The organism is Westiellopsis prolifica IICB1 (assembly GCF_004323185.1).
In the GTDB taxonomy this organism is placed as follows: domain Bacteria; phylum Cyanobacteriota; class Cyanobacteriia; order Cyanobacteriales; family Nostocaceae; genus Pelatocladus; species Pelatocladus prolificus_A.
Genome location: NZ_NAPS01000001.1, coordinates 1990562 through 2008424, shown reverse-complemented (window position 1 = coordinate 2008424; position 17863 = coordinate 1990562). Strand labels below are relative to the sequence as shown.

Annotated in this window: 15 protein-coding genes and 2 pseudogenes; 12 read left to right on the top strand and 5 right to left on the bottom strand. The window is 39.6% G+C overall.

Translation table 11 applies throughout. From position 1 onward, the window contains the following. Nucleotides 1-263: 263 nt before the first annotated feature. The 8 genes from B4U84_RS08525 (at nucleotide 264) to B4U84_RS08490 (ending at nucleotide 8181) form a co-directional block, all read left to right on the top strand. Nucleotides 264-1475: an aspartate aminotransferase gene (locus B4U84_RS08525; protein WP_131118814.1), complete on the top strand. Its 1212-nt coding sequence runs from the start codon at nucleotides 264-266 to the stop codon at nucleotides 1473-1475. Between the two features lie 31 nt (nucleotides 1476-1506). After that, nucleotides 1507-1833 carry an ArsR/SmtB family transcription factor gene (locus B4U84_RS08520; RefSeq protein ID WP_131116950.1) on the top strand — a complete coding sequence of 109 codons (327 nt, stop codon included), beginning with the start codon at nucleotides 1507-1509 and terminating at the stop codon, nucleotides 1831-1833. 259 nt (nucleotides 1834-2092) lie between these two features. Continuing rightward, the gene (locus tag B4U84_RS08515) at nucleotides 2093-3151 is read left to right on the top strand and encodes a PstS family phosphate ABC transporter substrate-binding protein (protein ID WP_131116947.1); all 1059 of its coding nucleotides are present in this window, start codon (nucleotides 2093-2095) and stop codon (nucleotides 3149-3151) included. A 35-nt stretch (nucleotides 3152-3186) separates the two neighbouring features. Next, nucleotides 3187-3882, top strand: a complete 696-nt coding sequence (locus tag B4U84_RS08510) for an MIP/aquaporin family protein (RefSeq protein ID WP_131116944.1) — start codon at nucleotides 3187-3189, stop codon at nucleotides 3880-3882. A gap of 21 nt (nucleotides 3883-3903) precedes the next feature. Further along, a complete protein-coding gene (gene arsH, locus B4U84_RS08505; protein ID WP_131116941.1) occupies nucleotides 3904-4569 on the top strand; it encodes an arsenical resistance protein ArsH in 666 nt (221 codons plus the stop codon). A gap of 72 nt (nucleotides 4570-4641) precedes the next feature. Next, on the top strand, nucleotides 4642-5037 hold the full coding sequence (gene arsC, locus B4U84_RS08500) for an arsenate reductase, glutathione/glutaredoxin type (RefSeq protein WP_207390911.1): 396 nt from the start codon (nucleotides 4642-4644) through the stop codon (nucleotides 5035-5037). Nucleotides 5038-5340: 303 nt separating this feature from the next. Next, on the top strand, nucleotides 5341-6366 hold the full coding sequence (locus B4U84_RS08495) for a 1-acyl-sn-glycerol-3-phosphate acyltransferase (RefSeq protein WP_131116935.1): 1026 nt from the start codon (nucleotides 5341-5343) through the stop codon (nucleotides 6364-6366). A gap of 279 nt (nucleotides 6367-6645) precedes the next feature. After that, a complete protein-coding gene (locus B4U84_RS08490; protein WP_017313797.1) occupies nucleotides 6646-8181 on the top strand; it encodes a SagB/ThcOx family dehydrogenase in 1536 nt (511 codons plus the stop codon). A 317-nt stretch (nucleotides 8182-8498) separates the two neighbouring features. On the opposite strand, the pseudogene B4U84_RS08485 reads toward B4U84_RS08490, so the two are convergent. Beyond that, a pseudogene (locus tag B4U84_RS08485) lies at nucleotides 8499-8699 on the bottom strand (hypothetical protein); the annotation flags it as partial. A 64-nt stretch (nucleotides 8700-8763) separates the two neighbouring features. Between B4U84_RS08485 and B4U84_RS08480 the strand changes: the two are divergent. After that, nucleotides 8764-9195: a DUF1634 domain-containing protein gene (locus B4U84_RS08480; protein ID WP_017313799.1), complete on the top strand. Its 432-nt coding sequence runs from the start codon at nucleotides 8764-8766 to the stop codon at nucleotides 9193-9195. A gap of 5 nt (nucleotides 9196-9200) precedes the next feature. Here the strand turns inward: B4U84_RS08480 and B4U84_RS08475 are convergent, their stop codons facing one another. Continuing rightward, the gene (locus B4U84_RS08475; protein ID WP_131116931.1) at nucleotides 9201-10763 is read right to left on the bottom strand and encodes a YcjF family protein; all 1563 of its coding nucleotides are present in this window, start codon (nucleotides 10761-10763) and stop codon (nucleotides 9201-9203) included. 315 nt (nucleotides 10764-11078) lie between these two features. Here B4U84_RS08475 and B4U84_RS08470 point away from each other — a divergent pair, with 315 nt between their 5' ends. Continuing rightward, a complete protein-coding gene (locus B4U84_RS08470; protein WP_131116928.1) occupies nucleotides 11079-12788 on the top strand; it encodes a sensor histidine kinase in 1710 nt (569 codons plus the stop codon). A 179-nt stretch (nucleotides 12789-12967) separates the two neighbouring features. Then, the gene (locus B4U84_RS08465; protein ID WP_131116925.1) at nucleotides 12968-13483 is read left to right on the top strand and encodes a DUF937 domain-containing protein; all 516 of its coding nucleotides are present in this window, start codon (nucleotides 12968-12970) and stop codon (nucleotides 13481-13483) included. 329 nt (nucleotides 13484-13812) lie between these two features. Here B4U84_RS08465 and B4U84_RS08460 read toward each other — a convergent pair. After that, a pseudogene (locus tag B4U84_RS08460) lies at nucleotides 13813-13983 on the bottom strand (glutamine synthetase); the annotation flags it as partial. Between the two features lie 171 nt (nucleotides 13984-14154). On the opposite strand from B4U84_RS08460, the gene B4U84_RS08455 reads away from it, so the two are divergent. Further along, a complete protein-coding gene (locus tag B4U84_RS08455; RefSeq protein WP_017313805.1) occupies nucleotides 14155-15381 on the top strand; it encodes a damage-control phosphatase ARMT1 family protein in 1227 nt (408 codons plus the stop codon). 317 nt (nucleotides 15382-15698) lie between these two features. Here B4U84_RS08455 and B4U84_RS08450 read toward each other — a convergent pair whose 3' ends face one another. Beyond that, on the bottom strand, nucleotides 15699-16502 hold the full coding sequence (locus B4U84_RS08450) for a cobalt-precorrin-6A reductase (protein ID WP_242677573.1): 804 nt from the start codon (nucleotides 16500-16502) through the stop codon (nucleotides 15699-15701). A gap of 179 nt (nucleotides 16503-16681) precedes the next feature. Beyond that, nucleotides 16682-17767: a cobalt-precorrin-5B (C(1))-methyltransferase CbiD gene (cbiD, locus tag B4U84_RS08445; RefSeq protein WP_131116919.1), complete on the bottom strand. Its 1086-nt coding sequence runs from the start codon at nucleotides 17765-17767 to the stop codon at nucleotides 16682-16684. Nucleotides 17768-17863: the final 96 nt, after the last annotated feature.

Here is a 17863-nt window from a genome sequence, read left to right as displayed (position 1 = left end):
TCATCCCACGCTCCCCTCCGGGTGAGTCGTGGGGAGCAGGGAGGTGGGAGCAGGGAGCAGGGGGATCGGGGGTAATGCCCAATGCCCCATGCCCCATGCCCCATGCCCAATGCCCCATGCCCAATGCCCAATGCCCCATGCCCAATGCCCAATGCCCCATGCTCAATGCTCATTGTACAGACGCGAGGAACATCGCGTCTCTACCATTGACTAATGACCAACTACTAACTCATAAATTAACTGCATCGGGAACTACTACATCAATGAACTTGCATTGGATTACTCCAGCCGAACGTATACAAAAATTACCAGCTTATCCATTTGCCCGTTTGGATGAACTCAAAAATAAGGCGCGGGAACAAGGACTGGATTTAATCGATTTGGGTATGGGTAACCCAGATGGTGCAACGCCACAGCCCGTCATTGAAGCTGCTGTGAAAGCTATGCACAATCCCAGTAATCACGGCTATCCTCCCTTTGAAGGAACTGCAAATTTCCGCCGTGCTATCACTAATTGGTATGAACGTCGTTATGGAGTTGTTTTAGATCCAGACAGCGAAGCTTTACCACTACTGGGTTCCAAAGAAGGGTTGGCACACTTGGCACTAGCGTATATCAATCCTGGTGATGTGGTTTTGGTACCTTCACCCTCCTATCCAGTTCATTTTCGTGGTCCGGTAATTGCTGGGGGAAATGTTCATAGTTTGGTTCTCAAACCAGAAAATGACTGGTTAATTGATTTAGCTGCAATTCCCGATGCTGTTGCCGAAAAGGCAAAAATACTGTACTTTAACTACCCTAGCAATCCCACCGCCGCTACTGCACCCCGCGAGTTTTTTGAAGAAATCGTTGCTTTTGCTAGAAAATACGAAATTCTCTTGGTACACGATTTGTGTTATGCCGAGTTAGCTTTTGATGGCTATCAACCAACTAGCTTGTTAGAAATTCCTGGTGCAAAAGATATTGGTGTGGAGTTTCACACGATGTCTAAGACTTATAATATGGCAGGTTGGCGAGTTGGATTTGTGGTTGGCAATCGTCACGTCATTCAAGGTTTGCGGACACTGAAAACTAACCTGGATTACGGTATTTTTGCAGCCTTGCAAGCAGCTGCCGAAACTGCTTTACAACTACCAGATTCTTATTTACAAGAAGTTCAAACTCGCTACCGTACCCGTCGCGATTTTCTCATTCAAGGCTTGACACAATTAGGTTGGAATATCCCTAAAACCAAGGCAACGATGTATTTGTGGGTTCCTTGTTCTGTGGGAATGAGTTCCACAGACTTTGCTTTGTGGGTGCTGCAACAAACTGGTGTAGTTGTCACTCCTGGTAATGCCTTTGGTAGTGGCGGTGAGGGATACGTACGAATTAGTTTAATTGCGGATTGCGATCGCTTGGGTGAAGTTTTGCACAGATTTCAACAAGCTAACATCTGTTATCAAGCCGAGGCTGTCGTCTCTAGTTCAAAATAGAGAAGGTGTACCCATAACTCGCTTGTGATTAATGCAAACTCCCTCTGTTATCCCCAATACAATTATTTCTGGCTTTCATGCCTTATCCGAACCCTTACGGATTAAAGTGTTGGAATTGCTACGAAAACGGGAACTATGCGTATGTGATTTGTGTGATGCTTTGGGGGTGAGTCAATCAAAGCTATCGTTTCACCTCAAGACTCTTAAGGAAGCAGATCTAGTCATCTCTCGTCAGGAAGGACGTTGGATTTATTACAGCCTCAATTTGCCTCAATTTGCTGTTTTAGAACAGTATTTAGCAGATTACCGTCATTTGTACCAAATATTACCAGCACGTTGTTGCAGAGACGAATCTTGAGTCAAAATTGATCCCTGAAGAAAAATTCATCGCTTAAAGTTAAAGTCGATTCAAAACCGACAAGCTAAGGCTTAAACCCATTTAAATGGGTTTAAGCTTAGACCTTTGAAATTTATTTCACGGCTGATTGTCGGTAAAATAAATCCATCAATTTTTTTTGATTTATTTTTGTAAAATGTATTCTAGTTATCACTAATAAATCAACTTTTTTTGAAATGATATAAAGTGTAACTATTATATAAGCTTACGAGGTAAAACGATGAGCGCGACAGGAGAGAAATTAGCGATCGCGCTTGGGATCTTAGTATTTGTTACTAGTTGCACAACAAACTCCCAGACATCTACGCAAACTTCCCCATCATCCAATGTCACAGAAGTTACTAATTCACAAACAGTTGCAGCAGTAACAATAGACGGTTCCAGTACCGTTTATCCAATTACCCAAGCAATAACAAAACAGTTTCAGGCAGAATCCCAAGATAAAACCCAAGTAAAAGTAGACATTTCTGGTACTAGCGGTGGGTTTGAGAAATTCTGTGCTGGAACCACAGATATTAATAATGCCTCACGACCAATTCTCACAGCAGAAATGGAAGCATGTAACAAAAATAACGTCAGATTCATAGAACTTCCGGTAGCTTTTGATGCTCTTACTATTGCTGTCAACCCTCAAAACACTTGGGCAAAAGACATTACTACTGCTGAATTAAAAAAGATTTGGGAACCAGAAGCCCAAAATAAAATTACCAAATGGAACCAAGTACGTACATCTTGGCCGGATCGCCCATTGAATTTATATGGTGCTGGTAACAAGTCTGGTACATTTGACTACTTCACAGAAGCAATCGTTGGTAAAGTCGGAGCCAGTCGCACCGATTATACAGCCAGTGAAGATGATGAAGTCTTAGTAGATGGCATCAGTAAAGATCCGAATGCTTTAGGATACTTTGGATTTGCCTACCTTGAAAAAAATCAAAACAAGTTAAAAGCACTAGCTGTTAACCATGGCAAAGGGTCAGTATTACCTAATCGAGAAACAGTGGAAAAAATTCAATATCAACCTTTGTCTCGCCCACTGTTTATTTATGTTAATGCTCAATCTGCTCAAAAAAAACCAGCAGTCAAAAATTTTGTAGATTTCTATATTCAAAAAGCACCAACAACAGTAGCTTCTGTGGGGTATGTACCTTTACCAGAAGAAGGTTATCACCTTGATGAAGTTCACTTTACCAGAGGTAAGGTCGGAACAGTTTTTGCAGGAGAAGCAGAGGTGAACTTGACAATCGGAGAGTTGTTAAGAAAACAAGCAAAGTTTTAGGAAAATCATCCGCAAACCAGTACGTACAGTAGACAATGAAGTCATTGGTAAAAGAATTTTCTTTATTTAGACAAGAAGTATTAGCAGAAGCAATTGGCACTTTTACTTTAGTGTTTGCGGGTACAGGTGCAGTAATGGTGAACGAAGTAAGTAAAGGTGCCGTTACTCATGTAGGAATTAGTTTTGTATTTGGTGCAGTGGTAGCTGCTTTAATTTACTCCGTTGGTCATCTTAGCGGCGCACATTTTAACCCGGCGGTAACACTAGCATTTTGGACAAGTGGTTTTTTCCCTAGACGGCAAGTTTTACCGTATATTTTGGCACAATCAATTGGAGCGATCGCAGCTTCATCTGCATTACTAATTAGCTTAGGGAAAGTCGGAAATTTGGGGGCGACTTTACCACTAAATAATAATTGGTTGCAATCTTTTGTCTTAGAAACACTTCTCACTTTCATTTTGATGTTTGTAATTTTTGGTTCAGGATTAGATCGCCGCGCACCGATTGGTTTTGCTGGGTTAGCAATTGGTCTAACTGTAGGATTGGAAGCTATGTTTATGGGGCCAATTACTGGTGCAAGTATGAATCCAGCTCGTTCATTAGGCCCAGCATTAGTAGGAGGAATTTGGCAACATCATTGGGTTTATTGGTTAGCACCTATTTTGGGAGCGCAATTAGCAGTGTTGATCTATAGCCAGCTTTCCAATGGATTTCGAGATTTAAGAGAATAAGGGATTTTAGTATTAGCAATTATGCATGAAACCTTTGATCATCCACCAAGAATATTATTTTTATATGGCTCTTTGCGAGAGCGTTCTTATAGTCGTTTATTAGCAGAAGAAGCTGCTCGCATTATTGAGGATTGTGGTGCGGAGGTAAAGTTTTTTGATCCTCGTGATTTGCCAATTCATAATAGCGTTCCTGATACCCATCCGAAAGTTCAAGAATTACGAGAATTGAGCCAATGGTCTGAAGGTCAAGTATGGTCATCACCAGAATTGCATGGCAATATTAGTGGCATTATGAAAAACCAAATTGACTGGATTCCTTTGAGTATAGGAGCAGTCAGACCCACTCAAGGCAAAACTTTGGCTGTAATGCAAGTAAGTGGTGGTTCTCAATCTTTTAATGCTGTCAATACTCTGCGAATTCTCGGACGTTGGATGCGGATGTTTACAATTCCGAATCAGTCTTCAGTTGCTAAAGCTTACCAAGAGTTTAACGAAGATGGCACGATGAAAGATTCAGCTTATCGCGATCGCGTCGTAGATGTCATGGAAGAACTTTATAAGTTCACCATGTTACTACGTGACAAAATAGATTACCTGACAGACCGCTACAGCGAACGCAAGGAAAAAGCTGCTAAAGAAGCTATTCGATTAGCAAATAGTGCATTACCAATAACAAATGACAAATGACAAATAACGACTTTTTTGCATTGACTTAGTTAAAAGTTTTCTGTTAGTAAACTAATCCACAACCAAAAAACCATGAAAAAAATAATGTTTGTTTGCAAAAAAAATTCTCGTCGTTCTCAAATGGCAGAAGGATTTACTCGTACATTAGGACAAGGAAAAGTTGCCGTCACAAGTTCAGGTTTAGAAGGTTCTCACGTAGATCCAATTACAGTACAAGTCATGTCCGAAATTGGTATTGATATTAGTAATCAAACTTCCAAACCTTTAAGTGATTTTAATCATGAAGATTACGATGCTGTGATTTCTTTGTGTGGCTGTGGGGTAAATTTGCCAGAAGAGTGGGTAATTAGAGAAGTGTTTGAAGATTGGCAATTAGAAGATCCAGAAGGAGAATCAATCGAAACCTTTCGCCGCGTTCGTGACCAAGTCAAAGAACGAGTTTTAAAATTGATTGCAGAACTTAGCTAAAAATCAAAAAGAATAATTATTTTAAGTTTGTGGTGAAGCCTAAAAAGCTCATTACAAACTTTTTGTTTTATGTCTCAAGCAAGATGTAAATCACAAAGTTAAAAATTAATATATTAGCTGATCATATATTTGAATTTTTTGATTAGGTAAATCGGAGGGAATAAACATATAAACCCAAAGCCCTTACCAATGACCATTGTACAGACGCGATAAATCGCGTCTCTACCAATGACCAATGAGCAATGACTAATGACAAATAACGACCATAACTAGTTACCTTTATTTCTGCCGACTTACTTAACTGTGATTAATCAAAATCAAGAAAATATAATTAACTCTTCAATTGAAGGGTATAAATTTAGTTGGTTTGACAGGTTTTGCTTATGGTATCCTCCTGGCTGGCTAATATTATTCAACCGTCACTGGCAACATTATCATTCAGATCCTGATGGATGGAATTGGCTAGAATATATTTTATTTTTAATTCCTTGCGGTTTCTATTTAGCAATATTTATTCGGTGGTTGCGCTTGGGATGTAGAAAACCACGGCAAGAAATCACTGAATTTATTCCTAGTTATCAACAGGTTTTTAGTAAAGAAATCCTTGCTCCAATTGTTGAAAACTATTTTCATGGCGAATTGCATCAACTTGAGAATCTACCAAATACAAAACCATTATTATTAGCCATGAATCATGCAGGAATGTGTTTTCCTTGGGATTTTTTATCTTTATGTTATTTATTAGGAAAAGAGCGAGGATGGATAGTCAGAACCTTAGCTGGTGTCAGTCTCTTTGATCATGCTTGGATGGTTTGGTGGTTGCCACCTGGATGGTCAAAAGTTTTAGGTGGTGTGAGAGCGGAATTAGATGAATTTACTACCTCTTTGCAAGATAATACGGTCATTTTATATGCACCAGAAGGATTACGTGGTCCAAGAAAAGGTTGGCAAAAACGTTATCAATTAGAAAAATTTGATATTAGTTTTATACAGTTAAGTAAACGTTTTCAAATTCCAATTTTACCTGTAATTTGTATTGGTAATGAAAACCTACATCCTTGGACTACTAATCTGCATAAGTTACAAAAATTATTCAAGCTACCTTTTTTACCTTTATCGCCTTTAATCCTAGTGTTTATTCTTTTCCCATCCATGGGTGTTTGGGCAGCTAAAAGTCATTTACGTTATTTTATTCAATCTTTAGAAATAATTAACTTACAACCAAATGAACAAAATCATTCACATAATAAACGTGTAATGATTTATCAAATAGCACAAGCACTAAGAGAAAAAATGCAAAACCAAATCAATCAACTGATCAAAAAATAACTATCTGTATTGATATAAACACGATAATTATATACTATGATAACATAATCAATGAAAAAGTAATGTACTGAATTATATTAGTACATAGATTTCAGTTAAAACATTGAAACAAAAGCTTGTTAGATTTTTGACATAAAAATTTTACGTTTTTGAAAAGCGTGTATTGTTTATGCCAATCTTGCAAAAATTTCACAGACTAGTAATAGGATTGTAGAATTTATGACGAAATCTTAGTACCCAGAAATGCCAAGATTGTAGCAGAAGCATATTTAAATTCTTATGCCAGAAGTACGTCAATCTTCTATTGCTCAACACTACCACGAACGCACTAAGTATGACCCTCAGACTATTGCTTCTAGAAGTAAGGGAATAGACTGGGCGAAACAGCCAGTGCCATTTAAAGAGTATAAAATAGGTTCTAGTTTTGACCTTAAGCCCTACATTCAAGATAAACCGGAAACTTTTGCTAATCACCCACAAGCGCGATGGTGGCAAAGATTATCACGGCTTTTGTTTTGCAGCTATGGACTAACTGCTAAAATCCCTTCGATGGGAAGCGCAGTATATCTCCGTGCTGCGCCTAGCGCTGGTGGATTATACCCAGCAGAAGTGTATCTCATTTCCCGTGGGACATCGGTGTTACCTCCAGGACTTTATAACTACCAGTGTCGGAATCATTCTTTGATGCATTTTTGGGAAAGTGATGTTTGGCAAGATTTACAAGAAGCTTGTTTTTGGCATCCTGCTTTAGAGAGTACCCAACTGGCTATTATTATTACTGCGGTATTTTATCGCTCTGCATGGCGCTATGAAGATAGAGCTTACCGTCGTATTTTTTTAGATTTGGGACATTTATTAGGTAATATCGAGTTAGCGAGTGCGATTACTGACTATCGTCCTCACTTAATTGGTGGTTTTGTGGATGAAGCAGTAAATGAGTTACTTTATGTAGATTCTCAGGAAGAAGGAGCGATCGCAATTCTTCCTTTAGCAGATATGCTAGATATTCAGCAAAACTTACCAACATGGCGAACTGCTTTACCTTCTGCGACAGAAACCAATTATCCTAAAATTCCTGATGGCGAGTTACTGACATATTTCCACAAAGCAACCTACATTCAACCAGGTACTACAGAAAAGCTTAATTTACCTGAGATTAAACAAGAAAAATCTTTAGAGGATAAATATAATTTTCCTTTTTGTCAAAAAATTTCTACCGTCACAGTTCCAGTTAACTGGGGTGAAAAGCTAATAGATTTAGAAAGTACGATTCTTAAGCGACGTTCTACCCGTGCTTATTCGGGTGGAGATTTGACATTTGATGAATTAAAAGCCTTACTTGATTTTACTTACCAACCTCATAATTATATCGATCAAGATTTTGATATTTCCCCAGACTACTTTGACCTAAATTTAATCGAAACATTCATTGCTGTTTCTGGGGTGAATGGGTTGGAATCTGGTTGTTATTATTACGCACCCAAAGCCCAAGAATTACGCCAAATCCGCTTTAAAAATTTCCGGCGTGAGTTACATTTTCTTTGTTTAGGACAAGATTTAGGGCGAGATGCAGCAGTTGTATTATTCCATACAGCCGATTTGAAAGCAGCAATTACCCAGTATGGCGATCGCGTTTATCGTTATTTACATATGGATGCTGGTCATTTAGGACAGAGAATTAATCTAGCTTCTGTTCACCTTGGTTTAGGGGTTAGCGGAATTGGTGGTTTCTTTGATGATCAAGTCAATGAAGTCTTAGGGATTCCTACGGATGAAGCAGTTTTGTATGTTACTACTTTAGGGCGACTCAGATAGTTGTGAGATAAAAAAGTTCGTAGTAAGAACTTTAGTCCTGATTTTCTAAGCATTAAAGTGCTTACTACCAACCCTTAAATTGATGAGGAACGTATTTACAAAGGACAATCAGGTGAAGTCTCAGCGATTTTATATTTCTTAACTAGCTTTATATTTATCTTAAACAGCAGTTAAAACAGGCTGAAAAGGTTGCATCAAAATCCCTAATATCTTATCAACTTCTTTAATATAGGAGTCCGATTTGATTTATGAACTTACTCGTGAAGGTAGGGAACTCTTAACTCTTAACTCTTAACAGAAAGTGTACTGAGTTTTTTTCAAAAATCAAATAGGAGTCCTATATAATATTCAACCGAATCTATATAAACAGTGGTTCCTTCTATAAATAAAAACTTCCAATTAGTTCCACTCGTAACTGATCCATAAATCCGTTCCACTTCATTACCTTGATTTTGATTAAATAACTGTGCCGCAATCATCGCCGCTACACATTGACCAAGACCACCAATAATATCTTCTCCGAAATTATGACGAAAAATTCTTAAGCGAACCGTATTGTCAACACACCCAGATAGAGATATCATGCCTCTACCATTGCACTCAAGTGAAACTGAGATGGAAACTGAAACTCACCTCACACCAAAATCAAGTGAGTTACTCTTAGAGCAATTACTCAGCAATCTCCTCAAATACGGTGTTTTGTTTGCCAGTACTGTTGTCTTATTTGGCGCCATACCATATCTGATTCGCCACGGGTCTGAACCTGTAGATTACCATATTTTTCACAGCGAACCATTGGAGTTTCGATCCATCACGGGTGTAATCACAACTATTTTATCTGGTAGTCACCGTGGCATTATTCAACTAGGATTATTGCTATTAGTAGCCACACCTATTTTACGGGTAGTGGTTTCTTTGCTATTTTTTGTTATACAAAGAAACTGGATATATGTGACAATTACCACCTTAGTACTAACTGCTCTGGTTTACAGCCTCATAGGGACTTATATTTAATAAATTTAATCTCCACTTCCTAGTTTTTTTTCCTCTTCTTCCACAAGTTCAGCATTTCCTTGTAAGGGTCTGACAACTCGTGCGATCGCTTCTTGGATAAACGCCTTCATAAATTCATCACGGCGATTCAGTTGAAACTGGCGTTGTACAACCTCCGTCATCCCACCATCACCCCAATCTTGATCATTGCGGAAATATTCAATAAAGCTTTTACCAGCAATACGTGTCAGATACGCAGCTGTCACACCTTGAATAGCTCTACCAATAATAAAAGTACCAACATTGAGCTGCAAAGCTGTAGAAAGTAACTGCAACGCACCCTTGACAATTCCTAAACCAGCAATTGTTTTCGCCAGAGACAAAGCCAACTCCCGTCCCCGTTCCATATTTAATTCACAACCGTAAACTCTCCCTATTTCTACTACCATTTGGGCATTAACAGCAGCCGTTGCTAGTAAATCTACCATTGGTAATGGTGTAACTGATACCACACCTGCACCAATCCATTGAAACCGTTCTACAATTTTGTCAGCTTGGCGGCGACGCTGTCCATCAATGAGTTTTCGCGCTTCTTCTCCCAGCCGCAGCGATTGCAGCAGAATATTATCTGCAACTAAATCTTCACCTTCTGCCCGTAAAATTGCTGCCATCCGCCGTAATAGAGGTATAATTTCTGGCTCTGGTTGGAACATTTCGCCAGTTTCTAGCTGGGCGGGTTGGGGATTGGCAGAAATTGCCACGACGTCGCCAGCAGCAATAAACCCCCGTACTCTTTGGCGCAATCTGGCGAGAATGGCTTCTTGATTGTCTTCTGTGTACAAGTCTGTTTTATTCAATACCAATAATGAACGTTTGCCAATTTCTGCCAATGCTCGCAAAGGTTCGTATTCTGAACGTCTGAGATCATTATCAACTACAAATAACAGTAAATCTGCTGATGTTGCTAGTTCTCTAGCTAGCTGTTCTCTCTCCGTACCCGCGATCCCCGCTTCTAAAATTCCCGGCGTATCGGTAATTAAAATCTTGCGCTCTAGACCCCTTAAGCGCATACAATAGGTTTCTCCGACTGTGGTAGTTCCCATAGGTGCATCGACTCTGCCCACCATCCGTCCCAAAATCGCATTCACCAAAGAAGTTTTACCAGCGCTACCAGTACCAAATACCACGACTTGAATTTCACCCCGTTTGAGGTTCGCTTCAATTTCTCGCGATTTACTTAGTAAAGCTTGGCGTGCAACTTCATCTTGAATTTGGGCTACTTGTTGCTTGACAGCTTGCAGAGTCGAAGAAGCTGCTTCTGATTTGGCGGCAGGAATTTGCACTTGTTGGCGTTGTCTTTTAGCGCGACGGGCGCGCTCTTCGCCAGCTTGAAGCACTAGCACATAATAGACAAAAGCAGCGATTAAAGCACCGATTAAGACAATGATCAAAAACAGCAGCAAATTACCCAAAAAGGGAGAATAAGACAATTGCCAATAAAGCCGTGACAGAGAGTCAATCAGCCACAAGCAAAGTCCCAAAATCAGGATTAGACCGACAATAAGCGTAACTATACGCGACAGAGGCATGGATGACACAGGCTAACACAAAAAGGCAGAAGGCAAATTTCAGTTATCAGTTATCAGTTACCAGTTAACAGCTAGGAATTGATCACTGTTTAGTGTTTACTGTAGACTGTGGCAAGCTGCTACGCGTCTACACTGATTTTTATCCTTCATCCTGCTTTTAATATTAATTGTTTCAGTATTTTTCACCAGAGTAGAAAGAAGTATGTTTTGATAAACTGAGAAAATTTTTCATATAGAATTATACTTTGCAGCTAATTACAGGATCGCTTATACTCGAAACCCGCCAGATGGAAAACTGCAACATCTAATTAACTCATGACCCCATCATCTGAATTAAACCAGTCGCCAGAACGTCACTATAATCTGGTTAAACGAGTGTTCCATCGACTGAGTATTCGACAAAAAATTATTCTTGGATATGGTCTGACCCTCGGAGTTGCAGTTTTAGGAACAACGGCGGGGTTATTAGTTGGCAAAAATCACTTCCAGCAAGCCAGATATCAAATGATGATGGCGGATGAAGAGAGTCATTTATTTAGTACTCTGCAAGGAGAATTATTAGAAATCCAGTCCTATCAACAAGAAATTATACCTTTGTTGAATAAAGCGCCAATACTGCTGCAAAAAACTTCTGAGTTAAAAACAAATTTGGCAGAAGCTGAAAAGTTATTTTCTCAGTTAGAAGAATTAAGTCAAAGCACATCACAAAAAGAATTACAGGCGCTCATCAAACAAAATCATGGTAAGATAAAGCTATATTTTCAGGAATTCGAGAAGCTTGTCGGTGAGATTTTGTTACTTGCTTCTCAGCCACAGGAAGCAGCCAAATCAGAAAAATTAATTCAACAATTTTCTCAAAGTCAAACTGCTCTTGATTTTTATGAATTTACCCATGAGTTAAACAAGTTTGCCAAAACAGTTCGCGGACACCAAGAAGAAGCTGATCAAGCTCTAAATCAAGCAACTGTTTTGCAAGCTCAGATTATTATTGGTAGCATTCTACTGTCAACTGCGATCGCTACGATTTTGGCGCTCTACACAAGTACTATTATTGTACGTCCCTTGCAAACCCTAACTCAAGTTGCTCAAAAAGTAACCCAACAAAGAAATTTTGATTTGCAAGCATTTGTTACAACGAAAGATGAAGTCGGGACTCTCGCTGACTCTCTCAACAAATTGATCCAACAAGTACAATATCTCTTAAAAGCACAAAATACTGAGGCTGAAGAACGATTAATTCAAAGCGAAAAGTTGTCTAGCTTAGGCAGAATGATCGCTGGTATTGCTCACGAAATTAATAATCCCGTAAATTTTATCTATGGCAATTTAGGCAGTGCCAAAACTTATATAAACGACTTATTTGATTTATTACAAACATATAAAACCGAATTTCCTCATCCAAACGAAGTAATCCAAGCTAAAGAAGAAGAAATTGATTTTGAGTTTATCGCTGAAGATTTACCAAAACTGCTGAAATCAATGGAATTTGGAGCAGAAAGAACGCGAGAAATCATTAGGAGTTTAAAAGACTTCTCCCGTTTAGATAGCAGCGAAGTTCAGTCTGTTAATTTACATGCTTGCATCGACAGTACACTCTTAATTCTGCAAAATCGCCTGAAAAAAGGTATTAAAGTCGTTTGCAATTATGGAGAGATTCAACCGATAACAGGTTACACAGGTTTACTCTATCAGGTATTTATGAACCTGTTAATCAATGCTATTGATGCTTTAGAAGACAAAATGGCTCAAGATAGACAATTTGTACCTGTGATTACTATTAGTACAGAACTCATCAATAGTAATTGGGTAGTGGTGCGAATAACTGATAACGGACCTGGTATTCCTAAAGAAAATCAAGATAAAATATTTGAAACTTTCTTCACAACAAAACCACGAGGTCTTGGTACTGGTCTGGGGTTAGCGATTACTCATCAGATTATTGTCGAAAAACACGGTGGTAAGCTGACTTGTAATTCAAAACTAAATTCAGGTACAGAATTTGCGATCGCCCTCCCGGTTGGTTAGAGACACGGGAGCTCTTAGCAGGGAGTGTGGGGAGTGTGGGGAGTCGGGGAAGTGTGGGAGGAATTATTTAACAAATCTTTTCCCAATGCCCAATGCCCAATGCCCAATGACTATTGACCAATGACCCTTGACCATTGACAATTTGGTTTTGTTGCCGTGAGTATAAAGGAGAAAAACTTATGGGACTTTTTGACCAAGTTATCAATGCGATCGCTAATCCTAGCCAGCAAGGTAGTACAGGACAGTTGGATGATATCATTAATACTGTACAACAGCTAAGTAATGCTACTGGTGCAGACCCTTCTACCATGCAATCAGTTGTTGGTATTGTGGGTAATTATGTACGTTCTGCTTTGCAAGAAAAGCAAGCTAGTGGTGGTACTGAAGAAGCGCAAGCTGTTGTGAATGAATACAGTGGTACTTCTCCTAATCCCCAAGCTGTCAACTCTCTATTTTCGCCAGAAATGCAACAGCAGGTGGCTGAAGTTGTTTCACAGCGCACAGGTTTAGATGCTGGTATGATTCAACAACTACTACCAATGTTGGTTCCTACTGTCCTGAATTTCTTGAAAACTGGTGCAAGTTCCCAAGCGGGTGGAAACTCTGTCTTGAATTCTTTCCTAGATGCTGACAATGATGGTGATGTTGATATTGCTGATGCTATGCAGATGGCAACTAGGTATTTAGGAAGATAAATATTTTATTTATTTATTCATTCAAAGCTCATAAATAATCGTACACAACAACGATTATTTGTGAGTCTTTTTTATAAAAAATACCAATTCTCCAAAATCAAGCAACAGATCCAAACCCGCAAAACCAGGCTGCATTTAAGTTTTTTAATTGGGCTTTCTTAAGTGACAAGTCTATTAATCGAACTCATACCATTTCACGTTAATCGCGATACATATGAATTTTGTTCCAGACGCGTTCGCTTTTAGCGTTCCCGCAGGGTAATTTCGCGTCTCTACACCGCCTGTATTTGTATCAAGATTTTTGTGAAATGGTATCATCTAATATCTTTGACTTCGCGATGAATATCCATTGCTTGGGTAGAGGCGAAAACTGTAGAATCTGCGGGTATAATGCGATCGCCTGATTGTTGCAGTAAGTAAAATTCGTTTTCAAATGCAGCTTGTACTTCTAATCCTTGAGTTTTTGCTGCTTCTATCATCCGCACTAAAAAATGGCGTGGACTGGGATTCGGAATCGGGGATCGGGAATCGGGGATTGGGGATTGGGGATCGGGGATCGGGGATCGGGGATCGGGGATCGGGGATCGGGAAAATAAGTAATGACCAATGACACTTGACCAATGACAAAAGATAAAATACTAAAAACACAAGGGAAAGAGAAATTTTTAGTGATGAAATCGCAAATTCCCAAGTTACCACTGCCAGAATCACTTGTCGGCTCAGAAATTGGCACCTTTACTGAGTTTACAGTAACTCAAAGGATGCCTGGTATTGCTCGTCGAGTCATTGCGGAAAACAATTTTTCACCTAATATTAATCAAAGTTTAGAAAACTTGGCGAATCAGTTACCATCAGGATATTTATTAGCTTTTGAAGATGATACTGGAATTGATGTCGGAGATTGGCAAAAATATTTAGAACCATACAAAGAACAGCGTTGGATAGATATTCCTTGGTTTTTTGCGGAAACTTATTTTTACAGATTAATCCTCAATATTAGCAATTATTTTCGCCCTGGTGAATGGCAAGGTGTCGATCCATTCCATTTACAGAAATCTCAAGGATTAAATACATCCCTTGAGGCGATAATTGCTTTGTGCGAGCAAGTAACGCAATGGTTGAAAGATAGCGAAAAAGATAGGAAAATCAATCAAAATGTTCTGATTACACTCTTACATTTTGCACTTTGGGGTAATCGTGTAGACTTGAGTGTATGGTCAGCATTTGAGAGCGATCGCAGTGATTTTGATGTTGAAAATCAAAAAGCTCATATCTTGGTGGATGATGCTTCCCTTGTTACAGAATTATTAATGAGTAGTGCATGTCAACGTATTGATTTTGTAGTTGATAATGCTGGATTTGAGTTAATTTGTGATTTGTGTTTGGTAGATTTCTTGTTGGGTAGTGGTGTCATTCATCAAATTCAGCTGCATTTAAAACCTCATCCCACTTTTGTATCTGATGCCTTGATTAAAGATGTGTATGATACAGTTGAGTTTCTAGCTGGCTCTAAATCTCAGCAAGTCGTCGCTGTTGCAGAAAGGTTAAAAAGTTATATTGCATCGGAAAAATTGATTTTGTCTGATGATTACTTTTGGACATCACCTCTAGCTTTTTGGGAAATACCCGCCTCACTCAAACAAAAATTAGCTGCTGCTGATTTATTGATCATTAAAGGTGATGCTAATTATCGCAGATTGTTGGGGGATAGACACTGGAATTTCACAACTAATATTGCAGATATTGTGTGTTATTTACCAGTGCCAATGGTGGCTTTACGTACTTTGAAATCAGAAGTAGCAGTAGGTTTGCAACCAGAAGTGATTGAAACAGTATCAAAATCTGATTCTGATTGGTTGACAAATGGACAATGGGGTCTAGTGCAGTTTGTAGAGTAATTGATCAACGTGAGTTCTATGGATTTCATTAGTCTGATATGGGGAGAAGCTGCACAACTTGCATTTCAAATCTAGCGTTGCTGAATCGCGGTATGAATCTAGATGTACCAGACGCGATATATCGCGTCTCTAAATTTGTGCCGACTTACAAAGAAAGGCAGAGGAGAGGGTCGTAGACGCAAAGCGGCTTCCGTAGGTGGGCAGAAGGCACTTATGTTGGGGAGTGTTAATTGATACTTTAGTTCTGGGTCTAAAGCCCAGTTCAGAATGATAATTATACCGAAACTGCTTGCAGTGAGGTATAAAACGTCCTTGTTTCAATCCCACTCTTTTAAGGGTGGGTTGCCTTCTGCCTTCTGCCTCCTGCCTTCTGCCTTCTGAATTATTTGGTTAATTAACCACTGCATAGCACTTTCCACATCACTGACTTTCTCTCCCGGTGGAGTCGGTGGACGCTTCACCATCACCACCTTCACCCCCACCTCCCGCGCCGCAATTATCTTGGCATAAGTCGCATCACCACCGCTATTTTTGCTTACCAAAGTATCAATCTGATGTTCGATTAACAGTCGGCGTTCGTTGTCTAAAACAAAAGGGCCGCGATCGCACAATATCATTCCTTGTGGTATCAGTACATCAGCCGCAGGTGGATCAATCAATCGCATCAAAAACCAAATACTATCTAATCTGGCAAAAGGTGCAAGTTGTTGTCTACCAATAGTCAAAAAAACCCGTTTGGCAAATTCAGGTAACACACTCGCAGCAATTTCCACACTATCAACCTCTATCCACTCATCTCCAGGAACTTGTAACCATGGGGGACGAATAAACAACAAATGAGGAATATTACAACTTGTAGCAGCATTAGCCGCATTCCAAGATATTTGGGCTGCAAACGGATGAGTTGCATCAATCAGCAAATCTATTTTTGCTTCACGCAGATATTCAACCAAACCAACTTCCCCACCAAAACCACCAATCCGCACCATTCCCGTAGGCGCTTGTGGGTTACGAGTCCGACCAGCTAAAGATGTAATCACCTCTATTTGCTCAATCACCGAAGCTTTAGCCGCTAACTCAGCAGCATCACCCGTTCCACCAAGAATAAGAAGACGTTTCACATTGGTCATTTGTCATTTGTCATTTGTCATTTGTTATTTGTTATTGGTCATTGGTCATTTGTCATTGGGAAGAGACTTGTTAAATAATTCCCCCCACACTCCCTTGTCCTCCTTGTCCTGCTTGTCCCCCTTGTCCCCCTTCCCTTGTCCCCCTTCCCTTGTCCCCGATCCCCGATCCCCTATCCCCTACCCCCTATCCCCAGCAATTCAGTTGCTTGTGAATCTTGACTAATAATTTCGCCTTTACGGTCAAACAATACAGTACCAACTTTCAAGCTGACATTTGCATACTTCTGTACATAAGCTGTGGCTTTCTGGCTAATTTTTTCAGCCAGTTTCCCAAATACTAATTCTGACAATCCCAGTTCGATTAATTTTTTGTGTGCTGCATCGGCGGTTTTGGCTTCTAAAACTGCGCTTACAGCCTGTAAATTACCACCAACAGCTACTACAGCAGCACTAATTATTTCTAATTTGGCATCTGCTAAATGACTGGAAGTATTGAAAATACCCCCTGCTAGCTTAATTAGTTTACCTTGATATCCCAACAATAAAACAGAATTTGCATGATATAGCCCAGCTTCTACAAGCATAGCGCCAATCCAGTTACCAGTTTGTGCGATCGCTGACTCTGGTATACCTAAACGTTGGGCAACTTGCATACCATTGCTACCTATACAAAATACTAAGTCAATACAATCCCTGACTTTAGTTTGCAATGATTGGCGAAATTCTTCTAGATGATCAGCCGCAGACAAGGGTTGAGAAATACCACTAGTTCCCAACAATGACAGTCCCTCTAAAATCCCAAAAGCTTCATTAGAAGTGCGTTGTGCTAATTGGCGACCTTCGGGAAAAATAATCGATACTGTTAATGTTTGCTCTGGAGGAATCAGGGGTAGTAAATTCGCATCAAACAAACGACGAGCATAGCTATAAATTGCTGCTTCCCCAGCAGCTGTTTTTCCCAAACCTTCACCAGCTTCCAAAACCAAAGCTTGAGATTGTCGTTGTGACAATCTCACCCAAGCCCAAATAGGTGTATTTCTAGTCAAATCTAAATTATCACCAGGGTCACTAAGGGTAATAGCTAGAGCGCTATGTGGTTCTAGCATTGCTAGTTGAGAAATGGAAATTTCTGCTTTTCCAGGTAACAGGTCAATTTCAACGGATACTTGTGAGTATATCTTGCTACTTAGATGTAGCAAAGCAGCCTTAGCAGCAGCTACTGCAAATACTGGTAGAGTGTAACCTGTACGAGCCATAGTATAGGAAGTTTAGATTTGCGATTTTAGATTATAAAAAAGAGAACAGAGGACAGGGAACTCTTAACAGAGAACAGAAAAACAATATGTGTAATT